Raw genomic sequence first — 22,561 nt, 5'->3', positions numbered from 1 at the left:
ATGAATAGAAGAAATTTTGGCAAGCTATTAATTGCAACCGCCGCGATAACACTGGCAAGTTTTGGGGTTCAAAGACCAGCAGCGCAGGCTGCGGACAATTATGTCATTGGCTTCTCACAGGTAACAACGGCTGAGCCATGGCGTGTTCAATTCAATAGAGATTTACGTGTTGAAGCTGAGTTGCATGAAAATGTAAAACTGTTGATCTCTGATGCAAATGACAGAACAGAGAAACAGGTTGCGGATGTTGAGAATTTTATTCGTCAGGAAGTAGACGCTATTCTTATTTCTCCAAAGGAATCTGCTGGACTGACTGGTGTTGTTGAAAAAGCTACGGATGCAGGGATCCCAGTATTTGTGCTCGAACGTAACGTTGACACAGATAAATATGTGCAGTGGGTTGGCGGCGATAATGTCGTGATTGGCGCAGCCGCCGGGGATTATGCTCTTGCCATCCTGGGGGGAAAGGCAAAGCTAAGGGTAATATTGTTGAGATTTATGGTGGCTTGGGAGTGCAAGCAACTTTTGATCGCTCTGAGCCTTTCCATAAAGCCCTTGAAGGGGAGGAAGGCGTAAAATTCCTTCTGGACCGTCAATCTGGTGATTGGAAGCAGGATCAAGCTTATGACATTATGGCGACTGCGTTGCGTAACTTCGAAGATATAGACATGGTGTATGGTCACAATGATCCAATGGCATATGGTGCTTATCTTGCTGCGAAGGATGCAGGCCGTGAAAAAGATATTCTTTTCGTGGGGGTAGATGCTCTTCCAGGTGAAGGTTTCATGTGGGTAGCTAATGGCGAGTTAGCGGCGACTTTCCTTTACCCAACACCTGGAGCGGAAGGTCTTCGTCAGGCACTAAAATACCTCGCTGGGGAGAAAGTTGAAAAGAAAATTATCCTAGGCACAAAAGCCGTTACTTCAGAAACAGCTGAGGATATTTTGAAGCAAAATGGTTTGAGGTAAGAGAATATTCTGCCACGCCACTTCTTTTGATAAGTGACTGAATATATATATGAGAAGTGCGAGAGTATGTCCTGACGTCTCTCGCACTTCGATAAATTATGCAAAGAGCATTTTGTGACAGAACGACAGAATAAATTACAAAAATACGCAGCGCCCGCTCTGGAGAAGGGGCTGGACATACTTGAATTTCTTTCTCTCACGGATACTCGTCCAACCTTGTCTCAGTTGGCAACAGGTATAGGGCGTTCAAAAAACGAAATTTTCCGAATGGTTATTGTTCTCGAAGAGCGTGGATATATTCGGCGTGAAGAGGGCGAATATTTTGCACTCACAGATAAACTCAGTGCCGTTGCTGCTAAGCGATCAAACAACAGTAAAATGGTGGAGATCGCTGGCCCTTTTTTATCGCGCCTCGCTGATGAAACGGGAATGTCCAACCATATGTCTGTTTTGGAAGATAACCAGTTTCTTGTTATAGCAAGTACACCTGTTTCTCAAAACTATGGCCTCTCAGTTCAAGTCGGGTATCGGTTCGATTTTTTTGGAACATCTGCTGGTCTTTGCTTCCTCTCAGAGTTTCAAAGGTCTCAGGACCGCATCGCTTTACTATCACGCAACCAACCAACCTTAAGCATTGCCGCATTCTCAGATTATGACCAGCACGTCAAAAATGTCCAACAGGATGGATACGCAGTGCTTCCTAATCCGGAAGCAATGTCCATTCGCGAAATGTCGGCTCCAATTAGGCATGTTCAGACAGGCTCTACTATTGCAGCGGTAACCATTCCCTATTTTTCGACGGACGAGAATGCAAATAGCATCAGTAAAGTAGCTGCGCATCTTCTGGAGGAGGTCGGGAAGTTGCAAGAAAAAATTGCACTCACCATTCCAGCTATCCGGATGAACAACTTTCGTTATGCGCAAAATGATTAAACATGGCGCTATTGCAAACTCCTGCCGTGGAACTGGAAGCCGGCAATCTAGTCAGAGCGACAAGACCAAATCTTTGCGATATGAGCGGACGGTCACCGTAGGTATTAGTCAATGTTGATTGGTATAAGATGTTGAATTGAAATCGGATTACTGTCGTATTTAATCATTTCCTCGGTAAGCAGTTTAATTGCAAAATCAAGTTGTTCCTGCTTATGTTCCGATGTAATAAAAAAACGAAGCCGCGCAGATTTCTCTGGAACTGCTGGATAGATAATTGGCAGAACATTAAGCCCACGGTCAAGCAAGCGGGCAGAAAGAACTGTCGCCTTCAGGGGATCTCCAATCATAATCGGTATTATGGCACAGCCTTGACTTCCGCCGGTATCTAGGCCGGATGCTTTGGCTTTCTCCAGAAAGTACAGTCCGTTCGATTGTGCAGCTTGAGCTCGGTGTGGCTCTTTTTTCATCAAGCGTATAGCCTCACAAACAGCTGCTGCAATTGGAGGTGAAATGCCAACGCTGAAGACAAAACCGGATGCGGTCAATTTAAGATAGTCGACGAGGTTGTTACACCCAGCAATATAACCGCCACACCCGGCAAGGGTTTTGGAAAAAGTCCCCATCCAGATATCAACGTCTTTGGGGTTAATCTGAAAGTGTTCTGCGATGCCACGACCGGTTTTTCCCAGGATCCCAATGGAATGAGCCTCGTCGATCATGAGCCAGGCATCATATTTTTTCTTGATAGAAATTAGGCGTGGAAGGTCGGGATAGTCCCCATCCATTGAATAAACGCCTTCAACCACAATCAAAGTGCGTGGATGCTTATGCGCTCTCAACTTAAGGATATTCTCCAATGCATCCAAATCATTGTGTGGAAATGACTGCCGTACTGCTCCAGATAGCTTAGCTCCGGTAATTATACTGCTGTGAATGTAAGAGTCATGAATGATCAGATCATCCGTTTGCATAATTTGACCGATACAAGAGACATTTGTTGCGTGTCCGCTGACAAACGCAACTGAATTGTCAACGCCATGCATCTCAGCGATAAGTATCTCCAGCTCGGTATGGATAACCCGTTCACCAGCGACAACGCGACTTGCGCTGGCGGAAATACCATAGCGGTCAACTGCAGTCTTAGCTGCGTTCTGTACTCTAGGATGGCCGTTTAAACCCAGATAATCATAGGAAGAGAAGTTAAGGTATGTTTCTCCATTAATCTGAGTTGTTGCGCCAGCGCGTGCATCATGCGCCCTAAAAAATGGGTTGGTGATCTGCAGTAGATCTGCTGCAGCTTTTTGCAGGCGAATTTCTCTAAATCCTGGAAGATCCGCGAATTTGGGGGGGCCGGAAGATGACTTTGAATTATCTGCGGTTTTTGAATTTGGAGCCGAGCTTTTAGCCCGACGCGCGCAACTTAATGCGTTTAATCGTTCGTTCTTGCTCAATTTGTTTTTATTTGATTTTGCCATTAATTCAAGATCCTTGCAGTCTTGTTGTGTTGAGTATCAAGGATATGGCTCACTGCGGATCGTTGCTCTTCATTTAGATCATCGGATAGGTGTTGACTTGCCAATACCGTATGGGTGCCATCCTCTATGACGTATTCCTCGACTCCACGTTTACGAAATTTTTGTAGAATCTGTGCGGCGAAATCCTCTAAGCTTGTGCCTCCTGAGATGGAAACCAACGGAATTTCTAAACCGAAGCGTTTTTGGATTGCCAAACGTAATTCCAATCCCATTAGTGAGTCCATACCAAATTCAGCGAGCGGACGTTGATAGGCAATATCCTCAACTGGCAAACGAAGAATGTGGGCAATCTCGCTCGCAAGTAAGTGGGCCACGACTTCTTTCGCTTCCTCCTCCGACTTACCCTCAATAAGTAATGTTATGTCGGTTGTCCCGTCACCATCATTGTTAGATTCACCACGGCCTACAATTTCACGGAATAGCGGTTTGCTGAGCAGAGGTAATGTTTGATGCGCAGCTGGCCAAGTAAAACGGCCAATATATACTAGAGCGTTGGTAGGAGTTCCGTCATCCTGTTCCATGAAGAATTTGAGTGTATCCAGGCCTTCACGTGCTTTGATTGTTGCCTCACCCAGATGCCTGGCAAATTTATCGAAAATATCCGTATTTCTGGCAAGGAAACCAACATCCTCAATCGCGCCCCATCCAACAGCAATAGCGGGTTTTTCGGCTTGTCGACGTGCTCTAGCAAGTCCCTCTAGGTACCCATTGGCTGCAACGTAGTGAGACTGGCCCGGATTGCCGATTAAAGTAGTTGCAGAAGAAAATAGGATAAACTGGTCTAACTCGTCGTGTGCAGTCAACTTGTCCAACAAGTCCGCCCCTTGAACCTTTGGTTCAAGAACCTTGCGGAAACGCCTTTCATCAAGCTGCTGAATGATACCGTCATCAAGAACCATCGCAGCATGAATAATGCTTTTGATTGGAGCTGATTTACGATGCTCCTCTAATAGTTTGTGTAGGGCAGCTCTATCGGTTACATCACAGCTCACAGTGGTTACTGAAACGCCTTTTGCCGCCAGTGTTTCTATGAGTTTTTGATGCTGCTCTGATACAGTTGCAGACCGGCTTGTCAGAGTAATATGGCGTGCACCGTTGTCTGCTAACCAACGGCAAATCTCTAACCCAAAACCACCCAGACCTCCAACAACGATGTGATGTCCGTCTGATGAAAAGTTAAGCGCCTCATGTCGCTGAGGAACTACAATTTCTGCCGGCTCTGGGGGCGTAACCAAAATCTTGCCGATATGACCAGAACGTTGCATTAGGCGAAAAGCGTCCTGAACACTGCGACCTTCAAATATGCGATGCGGCAATGGTGTGAATGTACCATCTATGATCAGGGCAAAGACGTCTTCAATCAGCTTGCGCGCCAACTCACTATCATGCAGGAGGATCTGATCCAGATCGATACCGAAGTAAGACAAATTCCGGCGAAATGGGCGTAAGCCAATTTTGGTGTTGGCATAGTAATCGCGCTTGCCCAATTCGAGAAACCGGCCAAATGGCCGAATAATATTAAGGCTGGCCTCCATGGGCTCACCGGCCAACGAGTTGAGTACAACATGAACACCTTTACCTTCAGTAAGTTTCACAACTTCATCAGGAAAATTAAGACTACGTGAGTCCAGACTGTGGTCAGCGCCGAGCAGGCGCAGCATTTCTCGCTTCTCCTCTGACCCTGCTGTGGCAATGACCCGCGCCCCGGCATGCTTGGCAACTTGAAGAGCAGCAAGCCCAACCCCGCCAGCGCCTCCATGGATCAAAATCCATTGATCTTTCTTGACCTCTCCTAAATGAACAAGGGAGTAATGGGCTGTCAAGAAGGCGACCGGGTAAGTCGCGGCAGAGATTAAATCTTGAGTTTGGTTGAGTTTAGCAACGGCGAACTGTGGACATGTAACATAGGAGGAATAGCCACCAGATGTGAAAGCGACAACCTTATCGCCAACGGAAAGCCCGGAAACATCCGAGCCTATGCGCGTCACGGTTCCTGAAATTTCTAAGCCAAGGGTAGGGCCTCCATAGCCATCTTCCAAAGCCTCCTCCGGTAACATTCCCAAGGTCCACATGACATCCCGGAAGTTGAGGCCGGTTGCAGCTACTTGGATTTCAACGTCTTCTTCGGAGGGCTTAGTCCGCTGTTGATCTTCCCAGATAAGGTAATTTAGTGAACCTGATTCAGTAAAACCCAGCTTCACGTTTTCTGTTGGTTGCCAGGAGGATTGCCCAAACCCAGATTTGACACGGGAAACCACTCTGTTTTTTGAGGTGCTTTGGAATTCGTTTTCTTCGTTTTGGTGAAGCAATGCCTCAAGAATGTCGGAAGAAATTGCAGCGGCATTTTGATCTACCCCTAGGTCAATGGAGACGGGGTTCAAGTTGGGCGCTTCATTAGTAAGCACGCGTGCAAAGGCCCTGGTGGCGCTCTGTGCGGGGGACCCCACGTGGGGATTATAAACGCTTCCGCCCGGAGCGATGAATGCGAGCTGGCCGGTTAGACTGGGATATGCTTTGATCAAGCCAACACATGTTGCACAGCGTTTCATGATTTGATCGACAGGATTGTCTCCCGCCTCCGCCAATCCGTAAAGATGCACAATGGTTCTCACTTCAGCTTCCAAAAAGGAAGAACCTGAAAGTGCAGTTTTCCAGCCGTTAGCCTTGTTTAGATCGAACTTGTCGCTGTCTGCATCGACGATTGTTACGTCACAGTTTGAGAGGCGGCTGTCTTGTTGGAGAGCTTTTGCAATATCTTGTTCAAGATTTGCGTGTCCTACCACGATAGCAAAGGATCTGTTATTGGTCAGTCCTGCTTCCGACACCTCTGGTAAGTCGAATGAAGGCGACTTTGCAGTTGCCTGAAGTAGAACAAAGGATGCACCGTCATTCAGGGCTTCCTTGGCAATAGGTGTTTGTAGAGATTTACCGGTGAGTTTGTCCATCCACTGATTGCAGGACTTGAGTGGACCTACTGGATATTGGTCCGAAACTGACCCAGAAAACCAGTTTTGAGTAAGGCCAAACGTAACATCATGAAAAACATCTGATGGAGGTTCTACTGCAACGAAATGGCCTTGGTCCACCAGTGCATTTCCAAGCTTCTCAAAGAGGTCTTCATCTGTTTGATAGGCAGCATGAAGTAGGCCGGAAGATAGGATGATATCATATGGCCCTTCTCTTAATACAGCCTCCCATGACTGGCTGTTATCAAGATTACTTGTATCGAATACTGTGATATTGGCTTCGTCGAATGCGCTCGCCGTCAGACGTGCCGCGCTTTTGTGATTGCTGTCAGCAATACAAATTTGCACCAGATTGGAGAAAACGATTTGTTGTATGTCTCGTGCCAGATCCAGCCCCGACCCACCCAGATCCAGCACACGCAAAGGTGTTTCTGAGTCCCAATTTGAGAGTGTGGTTTTCAGCCATAATGACAGATATTTGCCGCGCGCTTTCGATTCAGGAGATGAATACCAATACTGCTCAAGCATGGCGCTGGAATGTTCAATATTTTCGTCGCCCAGTGTGCAGTGGTCCAATCTGTCCAACACTCGCTTGCGAGTGAAGGAAAGCATTGTGGCTGCGGCAATATCTTGTGGGCTTTCTTCTAAGATGGTTTCAATAAGCATGTCGAATTCTGGAATTTCAAAGTCGCTATTGAGGCCATAGCAACCATCGTCACATTCGGTTACAGCACTCGCGTCTTCCAAAATTGACAATAAATTCACAAAGTAACTGCGTTGGCTGACTGGCAAATTTTCAACAGTAATCGTCTGTTCACTATCAATAAACCGGGAGAGGATGTCATATGCTGTCCGTTGAGCTGCGGCGTTGAGCAATAGGTAAGCTTCTCTTTCGGGTTTATGCGAGAGTGTTTGAAAGTCTTCAATCAAAGGGAAAATATGGTTTATCGTATTGCTCTGAGCAACAGGATTCCGGACCAATTCTGGTTCTATTCTGTAGATCAAATCAGAAGGTCTATCTTTTCGCCCAAGTTCGGTTGCTTTAAACCGACCACCGGAAATCGTGGCGATTACATTGTCTCCTTCGTCAAAAATCTGAAAATCAGCTAGAATAGATAGAGTTGAAACGCGTCTTAACTGAATGCGGACGTATGCTGGGGAAACCCCGGTAAGATATTGACGTACTTTTTCGAAAAAAATTGGGACGTAAGCTTTAGGGCCGCTATTTTGTGCTTTTGTTTTGTGGAATAGGCCAAGTAACCCATGAAAACATCCATCGAGTTCAGCTGGGTGGATGCCAAATGGAAAAGTTGTGGTCTTGGTTTCAGGCGTGGTAAGATTGACAAGGAAACTGGTTTCATCAATTTGTGAAATATTCTGTGCTCGTTGGAAACTTGGTCCAAATTCCAATCCGTATTCCTGAGCTCTATCGTAAATATTATACTCCGAATTTATGAGTTGCGCGGCTTCAAAATTGATTTGGATATTGGGTGCAGGTTTTGACAGTTTGCCAACATCGCCGGTTGCATGAAGCGTCCAGTCATCATTGCTGAGGCGCATACGACTGGAAATTTTAACTGTCCCGGTTTCCTTAGAGATTTCAGTCTGCACTTCGATTAGGAATTCGTCATTCAAAACAAGCGGCTGTATAATGTTTATTGATCGCAGCTCTACGGCCTCAGTCTCAAAAAGTATACGACCGGCAGCAAGTGCCATTTCTACAAAACCAGCACCTGGAAAGATCATCTGGCCGTTAATGACGTGATCTTCCAAAAATGGAACCGTGAACCTGTCGAGGTGTGTTGTCCAAAGATTGTAATTTGAATTTGGGCGCCAGCCGAGCAAAGGGTGCTCGCCACCGCGAAATATGCCCATGTTCGCTTCTGGGCTATTTTCAAAACGATAGCTTTTCTTTTGCCAGGGAAGACCCGGAAGGTTTACCGGCCTATCAGGGTTTTTGCCAAACAATTTAGTGCTATCAATCTCGATGCCAGCCAGAAAAGCACGAGCAACTAAGTTGGGGATCGGATCTGTGTCAACAAAATTGTCTGCAGACAGGCTTTGCAGTACAGAACCCTTAGTGCCTTTTTCCGCAAGTGCTTGGCGCAGATAGCTCAGCAGAATAGGCTTAGGTCCTATCTCAATGATGGTTTCAGCACCAAGCTCCGCAGCTGTGGTGACAGCTTTGGAAAATAGCACGGGTTCGCGTAGGTTTCGCCACCAGTAATCAGCATCGAGTTCCTGCCCTTCACAAAGAGAGCCCGTAACCGTTGATACGAACGGTACGTTCGCTGCCGTCGCGGTGACCGTTCCAACAACATTTCGGAATGGATGTTCAACGGGCTCAATCAATTTGCTGTGGAAGGGGTAGTTTAACGCTATTTTTCTGAAGGCAATATGGTTGGTGCGTGCAAATTTGGCAAAGCCATCTAAATCCTCTTGAGTGCCAGAGAGACTTACAGATTTCGGGCTGTTTTCTGCTGCAATCTCAATGGAAGTAAAGCCACTTTCTATAATGGCCTGCTGAGCTTCTTCCATTGGTAAAACCAGCGCGGCCATGGTGCCATGGCCTGCTACAATTTCCTGCTCTGCGGATTGATGATAGACGAGTTTTACGGCAGCCTCTAACGATAGCGCGCCGGAAATATGGGCGGCTGCAACTTCCCCAATACTATGACCAAGAACGATGTCCGGCTTGAGTGAATAATCTTTGAGCGCCTGACAGAGTGAAACCTGCATAGCAAACAACACTGGTTGCGCTATGCTGGTTTTTTGAAGGTCCTCCTGCAACGTCTCGCTAAAGAGTTCTGTTTTGATAGACCATCCAGAAAGTGCCTCGAAGAGACCATCAACTGTCTCAAAAGTTTTACGGAACGTGGAGTTGAACGTATATGCGTCTTGTCCCATTCCTGCCCATTGAGAGCCATTTCCAGAAAACACAAAGGCACACTTGCCAGAACCAGTCGCTTTACTGGAATAGCTTACATTGGCGTTTTTTTGACCCGCGCTGAAATCAGAAAGCGCGTCTTTCAAAGAAGACGCATCTATCCCTTGGAAGATTGCTTTTTCTGCGAAACTTCGTTTCCGATGATAACTAGCTGCGCAAATATCGTGGATACGGTGATCAGAGAGAAGAAGATCATTGGAATATGCTTCAGCTAACTCCACTAATGCTTCCATACTTGGCGCTGAGAGCAGCAGGTTATAGTTCGTTGATTTACGCTCTGGCTGTTCCGTTGGTTCTGGTGTCGGCGGAGTAGGATCGCTGAGAATGACATGCGCGTTTGTTCCGCCAAATCCGAAGGAATTGACCCCTGCATACCGTGGAGTCTTTTCTCGCGGGAGGTGAACACCTTCAGCCGTGACCTGAATATTTAGTGCTTCAAAGTCGATGTCCGGATTTGGGTTATTGAAATGTAAGCTGGCCGGGAAATAATCATTTTGCAGGGCCAAAACAGATTTCACCACTCCTACCAGACCGGATGCAGGTTCCAGATGACCGACGTTGGTTTTAACGGAGCCAATCGGCAGTGGGTTACGGCGTTTTTGTCCCAGTGTACGACCAATTGAGTTGGCCTCTGCCGGGTCACCTACCCGCGTCCCTGTACCGTGGGCTTCTATGAAAGCCAGCTGGTTAGGATCAATGTTATGTTCTTGGTAGATGCGCTCAAGAAGGGTGGCCTGCTCGATATCGGAGGGCAAGGACATGCCAACCGTACGGCCATCTGAATTCACATCAACAGCTACAATATCAGCATGTGAGCGCTGGCCCTTCCAGCGGGGGGCGTTTTTCCTGCGAATGATCATCACCACACCACCCTCAGATCGCACGTAACCATTTCCGGAGGCGTCGAATGCCTTACATTGACCCTCTGGTGAGAGCATGGTTGCTTGTGCAAACCCGATAAAAGGAAACGGGCTGGCTAAAACGTTCACACCGGCCACAATTGCCGTATCAATTCGTCCCGAGCTTAAAGCGTGGTAAGCTTCGTGCAGAGCAACGAGTGAGGAGGAGCAAGCAGTATCGACCGTAAAGCTTGGCCCCTTCAAATCGTAGATGTAGGAAATTCGGTTGGAAATAATAGAGAGCGTGTTGCCAGTCATAAAATGACCAGTGGCTACGTTCGGATCGAATAGGCTTTCATTGGCGTAATCGAGTGCCGATGCCCCCACATAGACACCAACGTTCTCTCCAGCAATTTCATCTGGTGAAATGCCAGCGTCTTCAATGGCTTCCCATGTGAGCTGCAAGAGGATGCGTTGTTGCGGGTCCATCTGCTCAGCTTCGCGTGGTGATATTCCAAAGACTGCTGGGTCGAAATCCCATAGATTTTCCAGCACACCTGCTTTGAAAGTGTATGTCTTTCCCGGTTCGGAAATGCGTGGGTGGATATAGCGAAAATGTGACCAGCGATCTGCCGGGATCTCGGTAACACTACTTTGCCCGGATCTTAAGAGGTGCCACAGTTCATCTTTGTTTGAAGCCCCCGGTACTCGAACTGATAGACCTACAATTTCCAACACGCATTTCGATCCATTTGAATTGGCGTGAACACCTGACTTCGGTATTCCGTCCCTCCAAATGAGTATAAATTCAAATGCAACCTGACACTAATTCATATTTCATAGATATGAAATATAAGGGGTTGAATTATAAGCGCTTTTATTGTTTCGCGTTCCTATGGAATACTCGGGAAATATTGCTCATAGATCTTCTCAATTTGTAGCATTTCAACATCCGTTAGTGCTGCAAATTCTTTTGATTTTGCGCGGTGCGAGAGTTTTCCGTTATTCTGATTTAAAAATCGGAAAAGCAAGTCTGTCAGGCGGGCGGGCATGTCGACAACGTGGCTTAGCTCCCGTTGGAAATGGTCATGGTTCAGCAAGAACCATGCTTCCTCTGGCAGATCATGTTCAACCGTGCGTTTAACGCAGGAATATAAGAACTCGGCATGCGCTGTTGCATCAAAGAAGCGATAGAAGTCAGCTGTCTCATTGGTCGCTGTAAGGTTGCCGTTATCCGTTGGTTGCCAATCGATTTTATCTAGCAGCCTTGCTGAATAGTCCTCCAACACCTGACGGTAGGTGTCGATGCGTTCCAGTATAACGGCGGAAACTGGGAACACGACACCTGGAGGGTTGAACCCACGCTGAGCCAGAACATGGTGGATCAAATAGCGATGCAGCCTGCCGTTGCCATCTTCAAACGGATGAACATATACAAAGCCAAAAGCTAGTATTGCTGCAGCCAACACCGGATCAATATGCTTGGCATGGTCCTGAGCAAAGGTGATCATGCCGGCCATCAAACTATCAAGGTCTTCAGGCTTCGCGCTGATGTGGTCCGGGATCGGCATACGAGTTTCCCGATCATGCATGCCAACGAAGCCGCCTTCTTCACGTAACCCCAGTTGAACAAACCGGTCATCGCCGATCACGATACGCTGAAGACGGAGAAATTCATCAATGTTGAGAGGGGATTTACCGGCCTCTGCGATCGCCTTGCCCCAGCGTTGTATGCGGTCATGAGCAGGTCGTTCACCTTCAATCGCAAAACTGGATTTACTGTCTTTCAGCAGAAGAAAGGCAGCAGTACGAGCCAGTAAATCTTTGGGCACGGCTGCGGCTGCGTGCATGGCTTTGTCTTGCAGCTGTGCTTGCTGGAATTCCTCAAGGTCTGGATTGCGGAAGATCAGGGGGCAAAACAACGGTGTCCCAGGCAGGTTATCGCGTACCCGGTGACGCGGCGAGGGAGTTGAACTGCCTCCAAACTGGCGAGCTGTGTCCAGTGCATCGACATAAGCACCGGATTCAACATCGGGAAGATTAAGCTTTTTACCTAACAACCACTCATAGAGGAACCAAACGCGGCGGGTGTAACGGCCTGTTGGGCGGGATCGCACCATTTCCGCAATGGTCTCCGGCTCGCACGCGAGAAACAGGCGTTTAAGTAAGGCCAGATCCAACCCTTCGTTTTTCAACGCAAAGGTCAAGTGGCCGAGTAGTGTTGGCTCCGGGGCATGGCGCGGTGTAAATATGCGCCAACCGTCTTTCTCAATCATCTTGTGGCGATCGCCAATCGCGCATAAACTGCGCGGAATTGGGACGCGGAGATCATACGCATCAATCAATGCCGAGTACCCAGCCGGAGTCGCTGGTACGGGTAGCCAACTTTCATGAAAAATTGTTAGTGCCTGTGAAAAAGGCTTATGCATACGCATACTCCGTGAAAAACTATAACACAACATACATGAGTAGAGCGTTATTGCGCAAATTGAATTTTTCTTGCAGTTTGCGCAAACCATAAATTGGGTTCATGAAGCGTACTCGAAGGCCGGACGCCTGATGCCAGTCATTTTGTGGAAAGCAGCAGCGCCAATTTACTCCGGCCTCTGTTATTCATAACTGCGTGACCTGGGAATGGGCTCATCACCGGCTTCTAGCGACCCTTCAGGGTTCTGCCAAGCCATCTGCTGTTTGTTTGAATTGCGAGAATATCCCGAACACGCTGTGCTGAATTGGTCTCAACCTAAGGGTTGAGGACAGCTGTTTTGGTGGAACAATCATATAAACGCCCTCAAAGTGAGCGCTGTTTCTGATCTGGTTGGCTGCCACATCCGCAAGTGTCGCCTTAACACTCCTGCTCAGTGGACGCAGGCTGCTATGTTTGACGGGCTTTATGGTGTAATTCGAATTAGCTTACTGGGTGATGCCACGTTAATTTTGGCACCAGTCGGCGCCGTCATTTTTGTAGCAAGACTTCAGCTCCGATCAGTTATAAACGCCACCGGTTTCCGTCGCAGATCATTGCCCATGCCGATTGGCTTTACCATCACTTCTTGCTGAGTCTGCGCGAAGTTGAAGAAATGCTGCTAGCGCGTGGCATTGCTGTCTCCTATGAAACCATACGCCGGTGGGCGGTCAAATATAAGCCAGCTTCCGTTTAACCTCGCCATAAACGCTCTTCAATCGACACTCACCTTCATCGAATTAACGCTTTGGCTCAATGGAAAATGGCTGCCATGATGGACGCATGAAGTGTGCTCAGTCTGGGTTTTGCGACCAAATCCAACTTAACGTGACAACACCGCAAATAGACCCTGAAATCAACTACGCAACAGGGCCGATCAAACCAACAATTCAGAGCAAACCGTTTGTAGCCAAAAACCTTATAAACTTTGCAACAAAACCGAGGAGGGGCAACTAGCGCCAATATCCGGATACTCTGTAGTTGTCACGATTGTCGTCATACTCGTGCATCGCTTTGCGGATGCGCCGTGCTGGTGGCTTTTCTCCCGCTATCCATGAATAACCTCCTGAGTTTTGACGGGCATGTTCCAATGCCAAGCGTTCCCAGTCATCGGATTGCCCTTCTGATCGGTACAGGCAAGTCACTTGCTCCTTGAATTCCTCGGGGATGAGGATTTCATCGAATTTATTTTCCAGCAAGAGAAGCACTTTCAGGGGAGGGGAGGATCTACGGTTTTCCATAATGCGGAAGATTGCGGGAAATGCAGTCTCATCGCCAGCTAGAAAGAGTTTACTGGCAGTTGGGATAGCACCACCGCCGGGCCCAGATACTCCAGCAACATCACCTGACTTGGCCGTTTTCGCAAATTGTGAGCCCGGTCCATCACAATCGTGCAGATAGAAATCAATTGCCATGCGATCCTGACCAGGTTCAAGGTACCTGACTGTATAGGCACGTCTGCTGATGGGGTTGTCGGTCTCAGGATCTTTGATGCCACCGGTTGCGTCATAATAAGGCCATTGAATTTTTTCGCGTTGCCGTTCTGGAAACAACAGTCGTAGATGAAGTTCATCTGCATAAACGGCCAAATTCGGGGCTGTAAACCAGATACGTTTCATGCGTGGAGACAGCATTTCAGTTTCTGTCACAATCAATTCGCGAAAATTATGTAATGGTCTGCGGTCAGTTTGCGTGTCCTCCCAGACCAGACTGCTGATATCAACACCGGAGCAGTGCTCCAATGCAGAAACCACAGCGGGAACGAGCTGCGCACACTGATTTGCATTCTCGCTATTGATGGTGAAAAAGAGTGATGTACCTTTCTCTTCAAAACGGGCGATACCGAAGGCTGTTGTGGCGATCAAACCTGATGGTATGACGTCAACAGCAACATCATTTCCCTCACACAAAGCCTGTAATTCTTTGAAGGTTTGATGAGGCGCGGAGAGTTTAACATTTCCGGTTTTGATCATGTTCATCTCGAAAAAGAAGAGGAAAGAACCGGGAGAACTGAGCTCTCCCGGGTGTGATCATCTGAAAATTAGAAAGTCTTGCTGTACTTCACGAAGAGTCGGCGGCCTTCAGCTATGACAACACGGTCCCGAAGTGCCGTTGCAGTCACGTTCTCCTGCTTACTGTCGAAGATGTTGGTCACGCCGAACTGGATATCGCCGTAGTCAGAGGCGTAAGCACCACTTGCATTTAAAGTGAAGGTTGGCTTGAGTTTCCTCAAATTTACGACAGCACCAGAGGACTTGATGCCTTGTTTGCCATATCGACCAGAGCCGACCACAGCTTCACCTTGCAGGCTAAATCCATTGCCGAAGTTGTAGTCCGTAAATACAGTTGCCTTGAACGGAGACTGGATGCGGTTGTTTGGCAAATCTTCTTTGAGTTTACCGTCGTTGTTCTGATCCCAAACACCTTCTTTATAGGCGAGTACCGCACCAGCGCCCCAAGCTTTGGAAAGCTTCCCGCGTAAGTTAAGCTCTGCACCCCAGATCCGCTCTTCAGCTTGAGAGACCGTCTGTGTTTTATCATCAAAGTTCACCCCCTTGTCAGAGGTGGAGTAGAATGCAGATGCTGCGACGGAAAAGCGACCAGTGTTGTAACGTGTACCGATCTCGAAATTGTTTACGATGACAGCTTCGGGTGCGACCTTGGAAACGTCTAACACACCGTCAACTCTAGGGTTTGTTGGTAAAACACGACGAGTAAACGAACCAACATCTGGAACTGAAAACCCCTGTGAAAAGCCTGCGAATAAATCTATGTCATCATTAAGATGGGCTACACCACCTAAATTGAAAACAGTTGCGCTGTACGTCTTGTCAGTTGCTGTGAAAGTGTGTTCACCTAATGCGACATCTACCCCCGCTGTAGGATGTTTGAATTGTCCAGAAGGCCGCACAAAACTATCTAAGCTTAAATTAAAACGTTCGTGACGAATGCCGCCGCGTACTTCAAACATATCTCCAATCGGGGCTTTTAATTGCGCAAAGCCTGCGTAGCCATGCTGAGTCATTGGAGAAATAATGTTCTGACCATCCGGCAGGGTCTGATAGATGTCGTTATAGCTGTAATCCGCTCCCCATGAGAGCTCCAAGCCTTCGTAAATCGTGCTTAGGTCCGTATCAATGGTTGTGCGTATACCAGCTTGTTTTGCGAACAGTACTGTTTGAGATCGGTTTGCAACAGTGTCGTAGTCAATGGGATTGGCAATGCTGTAAGGCACATAGGCCGCCCGCTTTTCGGCATCATTGTAATACAACTCAATTTGCGCATCACCCAGGGCACCCAACTCATAGAAGTTGAGCTTTGCGTTGATGTTCTTGCTGTCTTCCATAGGCGGAAGGCCTAGGTATCTATTGCTCGTGTCGATGGAAACAGGATCAGTGGTGTAATCAGTCTGATACTTAATGTCCTGTTCCATCTTTACCAGATTGGCGTAGATGGTGAGGTCAACAGCTTCGCCTTCAAACCCAACTTGACCGGATACATTGTACTGTTCAATACCAGAGCCGCCGCCCTGTCCGGTGATAGGATCTTCTGGGATGCGATCACCGTTACCCGCAAACATATCGCCAGTATTTTTGAACTGGCCATTCAGCTGAATGCTGTTGCCATCTTGACGGTAACCAGCGCCAAGACTTGTTGTTACGCTTAGGCTATTGCCAAAATCGCGCTCAGAAGCAGAGATCGTCGTGGAGAGGTCTCCGGACCATCCCTCATTCTCAGCCGTTTTGGTGATGATGTTGATGATTCCGCCGGTGCCGCCATCGCCATAGATAGCGCTCGCGCCGTTTACGATCTCAATGCGCTCAATGCTGTCTGGGTCAATCAGGCTCAGTGCTCTGGAAAGCTTACGGAGTGCCGTTGTTCGTGGCGAGCCGTTGACGAGGATTTGCACAGAGCGGCCACGGAAGGTTTGTCCCCCACCCGAAAGGGTCTGATTATCCAGCGAAAAACCCGGAACCAAACGCGCCAACGCCGTACTGATATCACCAGATCCTGCAATCGCGCTCTTTAGTTCGTCCGCGCCAATGACCTGAACTGTGCCAGGAATGGAGGAAATGGCCTTTTCCGTACGGCTTGCGGTCACAACAACCCGCAGGTCATCGTCAGATTCAACTGCCTGATCCTGAGCAGAAGCATTAAGTGTTGTTTGAAACAGGGTGAAAATGGCAGTGGTGCAGAGCAGCACACGTGCCAGGGAACGAGCGCTCCCCCGCGCTACAGTCGTCACGATATTTTTCCTTATTGAGAAACTGATTTAGTTGTTTGAGAGTGATCGAGATCCAGTGGCCCATTGGAAATCGAAGCTTTTGTGAAAAAGCCCATGCTCAACGCAATACCGATGAGCGAAAGGCAGGTGGCCAGCGAGAACAAAGGTCCGTAGCCAAGGTTCTGCGCAATTGCGCCAGCTGCAACACTTCCCAGCATGTAAACGAGAAGGTTGGCGCAGCTTAGAATAGTAAAGTCAGTGCCTGCCTGTTTGAGTGAGCTAACACGCATGAAGGCGCTATAAAGGCCAACAATTTCCATGTAACGAATGAAGGTATTGGCTGCTGAGAGAACCACAAGAACCACTATGCTTTTGTGGTCCAGGAGCGCAACGACAGCATAGCCTGCAAAGCAAAGTGTTCGGGAAATGCCAATGATCCAAAGAAACGGTTTGAGGCCGAGTCGCTTGATGATGAGGACGGCAATGGCAGAGCCGCCCAGACCCACACAGGCAGCAGATGCACCGCTTACCAAGCCGATCTGGGAAAGGCTAAAGCCAAAGTCCACGAGAAAGGCTTGTTCAACGCCCTTGATAAGCCCTTCCGGTAGCCGGAATAGGAGCGCAAAACAAAGGATCATCAGGGCATTATGGCGTTTGAAAAACTGAAAGATTGAAGGTTTCTTGAAATGCCCTTTGTCCGCAATCTGATCTTCGCGCAGGTTCTCACTCTCTCGTTGCAATAGAAGTGGCAACAGGGTGAGAAACGCTAGCCCACCAGCGACTTTCAACGCAACGCTCCAGCCCCATAAATCATACAGGAAGAGCGAAAGTGACCCGCCGATCAGGACCCCCGCAGCCACGCTGCCGCCCTGTACAGCGTTACCGAATGCCTGATCTTCTGGTGGTAAGTGCTCTACTGCATAACCGTCTGTCGCAATGTCCTGTGTTGAGGAGGACAGTGCCAAAACCATCAGCAATGGGAATAGGATGTGCAGTTGCTCTTCGACGTTGATTGTGGAGAGGTAGAAGATAATAGCAACAGAAATGAGCTGCATCGGCACAATCCAGCTCTTACGCTTGCCGAACCGTTCCAGATAGTAGCGGTCGACAACGGGAGCCCACAAAAACTTAATGACCCATGGCAGCATCAGGAGTGCCATGGAGCCGATGCTAACCAGACTAATCCCTTGTTGACGCAAGATTGCAGGCATGGCTGCAGCTACTAAATAAACCGGAATGGCCTGTGCAATATACAACCCGGCAAGCACGGTAATGACACGTGTTCTGGAAGTGCTCGTAAAGGGTACAGATGTGTTTTTCCCGCCAACGCCTAAAGCGCTATTCTGTAATCCAGCCATAATACGATCCGATTGGTAAGATCTGGCTGGCTGGAACTCTCGGTTCGGGCTGACCTTGTAAAATCAAGCAATAACTAGAATATAATACTCAAGTTTACAAGGGGCATTTATGGCACTGTTGAATATACCAGAAAGCGAACTGCCCAAACTTGGGGGACAGACGAACGTCCCCGGAGTGATGTCAGGCATTGCCAAGTTGTTTGAAGTTGGATTTATGGTTATTAAATGCCGATAAAGATACCGAGCTCATTTGCCCGCTTTAAGGGGGGCGTTTTTCCCTGATACCATCGCCTAAGCAGTATGGGCATACCACCGTTTTGCGATGAACACGGCTGATGGCGCTGTTGCATAAATGCGCTTCTTTCGTAGATTTTGGCTGATATTTTCATCAGTGAAGATGCTCTTTATACTGTTTAAAGCCAATGCTGCTGGCCAACATAAGTTTACCAAAGCCAAATACAAAGTGATGAACTGGCCGGAGTATAACGAAAGCTTGCGCCGTCGCAGCGATGTAATGGTTTGGATTGAAAAGAATGTGGCAAGGCTTGGTTTGCCCCGAGAACAAACGTCGTGGACGGCCCGTCAAGTTTTCGGAGCTTGCCATTGAAATCTGTTTACAGGTCAGGGCTGCGTGCGGCAACCACAGGGATTTGTGCGATCTGTGTTCCATGTGATGGAGTTGGCTTTACCGGTTCCCGACTTTTCAACCCTGTCGCGCGACTCAGGCGGCTTGAAACTTTCAAGTCCCAAACCGCAAGCCAAACCCGAGCCAACAACCCTGGTAATCGATAGTACAGGCATTAAGATCTTGGGGGGGCTGGAGAATGGCAGCAAACCAAGCATGGAAGCAGCATAAAACTCAGAACTTAGCGCAAACTTCACCCTGGTCTGGACCTCAATACCGGTGAGATCCTGTGCTCCGAGTTGGCGGAAGAGAATGTTGGAGATTCAACCGCATTGCTTGGATTGCTGGATTAGATTGAAGGCGTAGTTGCGACAGAACCCGTCTACTTATGTGGCTTCCTGTTCTTGGCATCATGCCAATTTCGGAAGCTAAATCCACTTAGACCGCCAGTTTAAAAACTTGAGCCAGCTCTGACGGAGAAGGTCTGCCTTCTCCGTCCATTTCCGAATTCAGGAAATTTAACTGTTAAAGATTTGGTGTGATTTCTTCAAGATAGCGTCAGTCTCCGTTGCCAAATGCTTGTAGACCCTCTCGTTTATTTCTTTGTAGAGAGCTACGTTCTCAGGGATCGGAGTAAATAAATCCCGTTGCCGAACCATTTTGTCTATGGATTCCTGCCGGTCCTTATAGATCCCCAATGCCATGGCAACACAAATTGCAGCCCCGGTGCTGGCAGAACCGTTCACTTCATTGCGAAGCGCTGGCACACCAAACACATCGGCGAAGATTTGCATAAAGAGGTCGCCATTGGATCCGCCGCCACTCACGATCAGCTTGGTTGGTCCAACACCGCGTTCATCACACATTGCCTGCGCGTTGTTCTTCATGGTCATCGCGATGCCCTCAAGAACTGACCGGAACATGTGGTGACCCTTATGGCTTCCATTAAAGCCAATCATCATGCCACGCTCATGCAGATGCGTGGGACGAGCCAACCAATGAAGCACCGTGTAAAGTCCATCACAGCCCGGAGAAGCATCATCGGCTGCAAGCTTATTGAGATAAGCCTCCGGCGTTATTCCCCGTTCTTCGGCAACCTTAACAATATCGCCGCCAAGGAGTTCTTTGATCCAGGTGACAGTTGCCATACCGCGCCGGATACCACTGCTTTCATAAAGGAACTCGCCGGGTGCTGCACCCGGGTTGCTCCAGAACGCTGAAGTCCCCGTCTTGTTTTCATCGCCAATCATCATGGAGGTGATGTAGGTGCCCAGAGAAACAAGAACTGTGCCGTCATTAACAAGTCCAGCTCCCAGACCCTCAACGGCTTTGTCATTGGCTGTCGAGACAACGGGCGTCCCTTGCGGAATTCCGGTCGCATTGAAGGCAAACTCATTGATGGTTCCCAATACACTTGCCGGGTCTACCAGACCAAAGAGCATCTCCCTCGGTGTGGTGAAGGAATCGAAGAGCTCCTGATCCTCAATCCATTCCAAAGTTACCGGATCGATGGGCCACGGCCCCACATAGTTTGACCGGGTATCTTTGGTCTCACCAGTCAATCTGTGGGTCAGATATCCTGTGGTGGTGGTAACATATTTAACAGTGTCATCATCATGCTCATAGGGTCTGGAAAGACGAAGATCCATCCAGCTTTGCACCGGCGAAACAAGACTGCCATCTTCCTTAAGCAAGGCGCGGCAACACCGGATAGACCCCATGCCCACACCAATGATGTGGGCTTTGTCGCCTTCAAATTTCTCAAACACCTTGTGACAGGCAAGTTTCAGGCTATCCCAGAGGTCATCATCCGGGTGTTCGGCACGGTTGTCACCGTAAAGAACCATGGGTCTCAGCTTGACGGTGTGCGAGCAAATTTCCCGACCAACCGTATCAAACAGCGCGACTTTGGTGCTTTGGGTGCCACCATCAATGGCAAGAATGTATTGTTTACTCATAGTCGATCTCCACCGCTGGATCAGCGCATCAAATATCCGCCATCGACTGTAAGAACAGTCCCGTTCACATAGTCAGAGGCTGAGCTGGACAGGAAGACTGTCGCGCCCATAAGGTCAGCAGTCCAACCCCATCTGTTGGCCGGAATGTGAGCCAGGATCTCAGCGTTGCGCTTCTCATCCTTACGGGTCTCCGCAGTCAGCGGGGTAGCGTAGTAGCCCGGAGCAATAGCGTTAACCTGAATGTTCCATTGAGCAAGCTCGTCGCACATGGATTTTGTCAGGCCCACAATGCCGTGTTTGGTGGCTGCGTAGGCAGGAGACCACTGACCACCGAGGAAGGAAAACAGGGAGGCGATGTTGATGATCTTGCCGCTTTCCTGCTTGATCATGTATTTGCAGGATTCGTGGATCATCTCAAAGGCTGCGGTCAGGTTCACGGCAACCATCTTGTCCCACTGTGTGCGACCATACTTGGTTACATCCTGCTCGTTGATGCTGATACCAGCGCAGTTTACCAGAATATCAACGCTGCCCCATGTCGTCACGCACTCGTCCACCACACGCTTACATTCACCCTCCGCAGTGATGTCAGCTTGCATGAACTTGTATTCAACGCCGCAGCTTTCGATCAGCTTTTGGGTTGTCCCGTCATCATCTTGAAGGCTTGGCACCAAAATGTTTGCGCCTGCCTTTGCAAGGGCCATACAAAATGCTTGCCCCAACCCGCCGTTGCCGCCGGTTACAATTGCGTTTTTCCCCTTCAGAGAAAAGAAATCCATGTTGAAATCAGTGAGTTCCATTACCCTGCTCCTCCCTTATTTTTTTTAGCAAATTTTCAACAAAAGTTATGGCATCGCCTTCGACAACAATGTCTGAAAGACTGCAGATTGGTGCATTCACATTGGTGTTGACGGAGATGATGTAGTCGACATCCTGAAGGGCTACGACATGCTGTATCGCACCATGGATGCCCAAGGCCATGTACAGTCTGGGGCTGACCGTTTTACCGGACTGACCAACTTGTACATTTCTGGAAACGAGGCCCCTATCGACAATCGCCCTGCTTGCGGAAACTTTTCCTCTTAGTGCCCGCGCCAAAGGCTTCAGCGCCTCGAAATCTTTAGCGACCCCACCTCCACCGGAAATCAGGACATCGCTGTCACAAATATCGTACTCAACCTTCTTGCTCTGCGACTGGATCTGCCGGATTCCTCCGGTCCTGTATGTGATCCCTTCGGCCTGAAGGATTTTTGTCGTTTTGAGTGGACCACCAGCATAACGAAAGACTCCCGGTCTCACCGTCAGCATCACAGGTCCATTTCCCGTAATCTCAATACATGCCATCATCCTGCCGCTGTAAGCTGGACGAACGAGCTGCAACTTTTCGTCGTGGTGGACGATTTCCGTCACATCCGCGACCAAACCAGTTCCAAGCTGCATGGCTACTCTTGGGGCAAGCATCCGTCCCCATTGTGTGCCTGCAACTATGATGCTGCTGAAGTCGTGCTCCTGATGTAAGGCTGCAACGACATCGGCAACCGCCAACTGGTCGTAATTCCTGATATTCTCATCTTGCACCAAAAGGATCGTGTCGAACTTGCCGATCAGAGCTTCAACGTCACCGTTGATCACCAGCGCATAAGTTTCACAGGGCGCATCTCCATGGATCTGCCTTGCCACTTCCAGCAGGTCATCAGCATCCTTTTTGTGCCCTTGCTCTACATATATAAGCGCGCGATGCAT

Annotated in this window: 12 protein-coding genes and 2 pseudogenes; 5 read left to right on the top strand and 9 right to left on the bottom strand. The window is 48.6% G+C overall.

Annotated elements, in window-relative coordinates; all coding sequences use genetic code 11:
* Together BLS62_RS31555 and BLS62_RS01160 are read left to right on the top strand one after the other, a co-directional pair.
* Positions 1–968 (top strand): annotated as a pseudogene (locus BLS62_RS31555) (substrate-binding domain-containing protein).
* A gap of 114 nt (positions 969–1,082) precedes the next feature.
* A complete protein-coding gene (locus BLS62_RS01160) occupies positions 1,083–1,901 on the top strand; it encodes an IclR family transcriptional regulator (RefSeq protein ID WP_093175573.1) in 819 nt (272 codons plus the stop codon).
* A 104-nt stretch (positions 1,902–2,005) separates the two neighbouring features.
* Here BLS62_RS01160 and BLS62_RS01155 read toward each other — a convergent pair whose 3' ends face one another.
* From BLS62_RS01155 to BLS62_RS01145, 3 genes are all read right to left on the bottom strand, one after another.
* Entirely contained in the window at positions 2,006–3,376 is a 1,371-nt protein-coding gene (locus tag BLS62_RS01155) for an aminotransferase class I/II-fold pyridoxal phosphate-dependent enzyme (protein WP_093175569.1), read from the bottom strand.
* On the bottom strand, positions 3,376–10,926 hold the full coding sequence (locus BLS62_RS01150) for a type I polyketide synthase (protein ID WP_093175566.1): 7,551 nt from the start codon (positions 10,924–10,926) through the stop codon (positions 3,376–3,378). Before BLS62_RS01150 ends, BLS62_RS01155 begins: the two co-directional genes overlap by 1 nt.
* 155 nt (positions 10,927–11,081) lie before the next feature.
* Positions 11,082–12,617: a Fic family protein gene (locus BLS62_RS01145; RefSeq protein ID WP_093175563.1), complete on the bottom strand. Its 1,536-nt coding sequence runs from the start codon at positions 12,615–12,617 to the stop codon at positions 11,082–11,084.
* A gap of 555 nt (positions 12,618–13,172) precedes the next feature.
* Between BLS62_RS01145 and BLS62_RS31955 the strand changes: the two are divergent.
* A pseudogene (locus BLS62_RS31955) lies at positions 13,173–13,331 on the top strand (IS6 family transposase); the annotation flags it as partial.
* 274 nt (positions 13,332–13,605) lie between these two features.
* On the opposite strand, the gene BLS62_RS01135 reads toward BLS62_RS31955, so the two are convergent.
* The 3 genes from BLS62_RS01135 to BLS62_RS01125 all read right to left on the bottom strand — a co-directional run bounded on the left by BLS62_RS01135 (position 13,606) and on the right by BLS62_RS01125 (position 18,235).
* On the bottom strand, positions 13,606–14,625 hold the full coding sequence (locus BLS62_RS01135; protein WP_159436452.1) for a siderophore-interacting protein: 1,020 nt from the start codon (positions 14,623–14,625) through the stop codon (positions 13,606–13,608).
* Positions 14,626–14,693: 68 nt separating this feature from the next.
* Complete coding sequence (locus tag BLS62_RS01130) at positions 14,694–16,898, bottom strand: TonB-dependent receptor (RefSeq protein ID WP_208990631.1); 2,205 nt, start codon at positions 16,896–16,898, stop codon at positions 14,694–14,696.
* A gap of 11 nt (positions 16,899–16,909) precedes the next feature.
* On the bottom strand, positions 16,910–18,235 hold the full coding sequence (locus BLS62_RS01125; protein WP_093175557.1) for an MFS transporter: 1,326 nt from the start codon (positions 18,233–18,235) through the stop codon (positions 16,910–16,912).
* A gap of 352 nt (positions 18,236–18,587) precedes the next feature.
* Between BLS62_RS01125 and BLS62_RS30640 the strand changes: the two genes are divergently transcribed.
* A complete protein-coding gene (locus BLS62_RS30640; protein ID WP_143521471.1) occupies positions 18,588–18,842 on the top strand; it encodes a hypothetical protein in 255 nt (84 codons plus the stop codon).
* A gap of 24 nt (positions 18,843–18,866) precedes the next feature.
* Positions 18,867–19,091, top strand: a complete 225-nt coding sequence (locus BLS62_RS01115; protein ID WP_143521470.1) for a transposase — start codon at positions 18,867–18,869, stop codon at positions 19,089–19,091.
* Positions 19,092–19,378: 287 nt separating this feature from the next.
* On the opposite strand, the gene BLS62_RS01110 is transcribed toward BLS62_RS01115, so the two are convergent.
* The 3 genes from BLS62_RS01110 to BLS62_RS01100 are packed head-to-tail and all read right to left on the bottom strand — an operon-like array spanning position 19,379 to position 22,561.
* Positions 19,379–20,818: an FGGY-family carbohydrate kinase gene (locus BLS62_RS01110; RefSeq protein ID WP_093175547.1), complete on the bottom strand. Its 1,440-nt coding sequence runs from the start codon at positions 20,816–20,818 to the stop codon at positions 19,379–19,381.
* A gap of 20 nt (positions 20,819–20,838) precedes the next feature.
* Positions 20,839–21,618, bottom strand: a complete 780-nt coding sequence (locus BLS62_RS01105; protein WP_093175543.1) for an SDR family NAD(P)-dependent oxidoreductase — start codon at positions 21,616–21,618, stop codon at positions 20,839–20,841.
* The gene (locus tag BLS62_RS01100) at positions 21,605–22,561 is read right to left on the bottom strand and encodes an electron transfer flavoprotein subunit alpha/FixB family protein (protein ID WP_093175538.1); all 957 of its coding nucleotides are present in this window, start codon (positions 22,559–22,561) and stop codon (positions 21,605–21,607) included. Before BLS62_RS01100 ends, BLS62_RS01105 begins: the two co-directional genes overlap by 14 nt.

The sequence above is a fragment of the Pseudovibrio sp. Tun.PSC04-5.I4 genome, from assembly GCF_900104145.1.
GTDB lineage: Bacteria > Pseudomonadota > Alphaproteobacteria > Rhizobiales > Stappiaceae > Pseudovibrio.
The sequence above is the reverse complement of the archived record's forward strand: the minus strand, read 5'-3'. Positions and strand labels throughout refer to the sequence as shown.

Bases quoted from the DNA above. Each gene is read 5' to 3' on its own strand.
- BLS62_RS01155 (WP_093175569.1), bottom strand. From the start codon at position 3,376: ATGGCAAAATCAAATAAAAACAAATTGAGCAAGAACGAACGATTAAAC.
- BLS62_RS01145 (WP_093175563.1), bottom strand. From the start codon at position 12,617: ATGCATAAGCCTTTTTCACAGGCACTAACAATTTTTCATGAAAGTTGG.
- BLS62_RS01135 (WP_159436452.1), bottom strand. From the start codon at position 14,625: ATGATCAAAACCGGAAATGTTAAACTCTCCGCGCCTCATCAAACCTTC.
- BLS62_RS01125 (WP_093175557.1), bottom strand. From the start codon at position 18,235: ATGGCTGGATTACAGAATAGCGCTTTAGGCGTTGGCGGGAAAAACACA.
- BLS62_RS30640 (WP_143521471.1), top strand. From the start codon at position 18,588: ATGCGCTTCTTTCGTAGATTTTGGCTGATATTTTCATCAGTGAAGATG.
- BLS62_RS01110 (WP_093175547.1), bottom strand. From the start codon at position 20,818: ATGAGTAAACAATACATTCTTGCCATTGATGGTGGCACCCAAAGCACC.
- BLS62_RS01105 (WP_093175543.1), bottom strand. From the start codon at position 21,618: ATGGAACTCACTGATTTCAACATGGATTTCTTTTCTCTGAAGGGGAAA.
- BLS62_RS01100 (WP_093175538.1), bottom strand. From the start codon at position 22,561: ATGCATCGCGCGCTTATATATGTAGAGCAAGGGCACAAAAAGGATGCT.